This window comes from Klebsiella sp. MS 92-3, assembly GCF_000195655.1.
Lineage (GTDB): Bacteria > Pseudomonadota > Gammaproteobacteria > Enterobacterales > Enterobacteriaceae > Klebsiella > Klebsiella pneumoniae.
Genome location: NZ_GL882724.1, coordinates 78,065 through 79,708, shown reverse-complemented (window position 1 = coordinate 79,708; position 1,644 = coordinate 78,065). Strand labels below are relative to the sequence as shown.

Below are 1,644 nucleotides of genomic sequence, written 5' to 3'. Positions count from 1 at the left end.
CCCCCCCCCCCCCCCCCCCGGGGGGGGAACAAAAAAAAAAAAAAACCGACCCGGGAAACACTCCCCAGGTCAGCAGCAATTTTTCATTTGATGGGTATTTTACCCCGAAGTTCATTATGGGTCATCGTTTACTTTACTGGGCGTTGCACCGTAGTATGACGGCCTGGCTTCAGGTTGTTAGCGCGAGATTATGCGATTTCCCAGATTTATCATCGGATTGACCGCCGGTATAGCGCTTAGCGCTCAGGCGGCGAATATTGACGAGTACATCAACCAGCTTCCCGCCGGTGCGAACCTTGCCTTTATGGCGCAAAAGGTCGGCGCATCGACGCCGGAAATCGACTATCACAGCCAGCAAATGGCGCTCCCGGCCAGTACGCAAAAGGTCATCACCGCGCTGGCGGCGCTGCTGCAACTGGGGCCCGATTTTCGCTTTACCACCACGCTGGAAACCAAAGGTTCCCTTGACGGCGGCGTGCTGAAAGGCGACCTGATTGCACGCTTCGGCGGCGATCCGACGCTTAAACGGCAGGATATTCGCAATATGGTGGCGACGCTGAAAAAAGCCGGCGTGCAGCGTATCGAAGGCAATGTGCTCATCGATACCTCGGTCTTCGCCAGCCATGACAAAGCGCCCGGCTGGCCGTGGAACGACCTGACGCAGTGCTTCAGCGCCCCGCCGGCGGCGGCGATTGTCGACCGTAACTGCTTCTCTGTCTCGCTGTATAGCGCGCAGAAACCGGGCGATGTCGCCTTCATTCGCGTTGCATCCTATTATCCGGTCACCATGTTCAGCCAGGTGCGAACGCTGGCGCGTGGCTCATCGGAAGCGCAGTATTGCGAGCTCGACGTGGTGCCGGGCGATCTCAATCGCTATACTCTCACCGGCTGCCTGCCGCAGCGTAGCGAGCCGCTGCCTCTGGCCTTCGCCATTCAGGATGGCGCCAGCTATGCCGGAGCGATCCTCAAAGCCGAGCTGGCCCAGGCGGGGATCACCTACAGCGGCACGCTGCTGCGCCAGACGCTGGCCAATGAGCCCGGCACCGTGCTGGCAACCAGCCAGTCGGCTCCGCTGCACGATCTGCTGCGGATCATGCTGAAGAAGTCAGACAACATGATTGCCGACACCGTCTTTCGCACCATCGGCCACGCCCGGTTCGGCGTACCTGGCACCTGGCGGGCGGGCTCCGATGCCGTACGGCAGATCCTGCGTCAACAGGCTGGGGTCGATCTCGGCAATACTATCATCGCCGACGGCTCTGGCCTGTCGCGCCACAACCTGATCGCCCCGGCGACCATGATGCAGGTGCTGCAGTATATCGCCCAGCACGATACCGAGCTCAACTTCATCTCCATGCTGCCGCTGGCGGGCCATGACGGATCGCTGCAGTATCGCGCCGGTCTTCATCAGGCGGGCGTCGATGGTAAAGTTTCGGCGAAAACCGGGTCGCTCCAGGGGGTTTATAACCTCGCAGGCTTCATCACTACCGCCAGCGGACAAAAGGTGGCCTTCGTGCAATATCTCTCCGGCTACGCCGTGGAGCCAGCTGATCAGCGCAATCGCCGCATCCCACTGGTCCGCTTTGAAAGCCGCTTGTATAAAGATTTGTACCAGAACAATTAAAACAAAAGGGGGGCCCCCCC

Annotated in this window: 1 protein-coding gene; it reads left to right on the top strand. The window is 59.9% G+C overall.

What is annotated here, in order from left to right; genetic code table 11:
• Positions 1–190: 190 nt before the first annotated feature.
• Complete coding sequence (gene dacB / locus HMPREF9538_RS24345; protein ID WP_004149937.1) at positions 191–1,624, top strand: serine-type D-Ala-D-Ala carboxypeptidase; 1,434 nt, start codon at positions 191–193, stop codon at positions 1,622–1,624.
• Positions 1,625–1,644: the final 20 nt, after the last annotated feature.

Excerpts from the sequence above, each read along its gene's own strand:
- dacB (WP_004149937.1), top strand. The coding sequence starts at position 191 with ATGCGATTTCCCAGATTTATCATCGGATTGACCGCCGGTATAGCGCTT.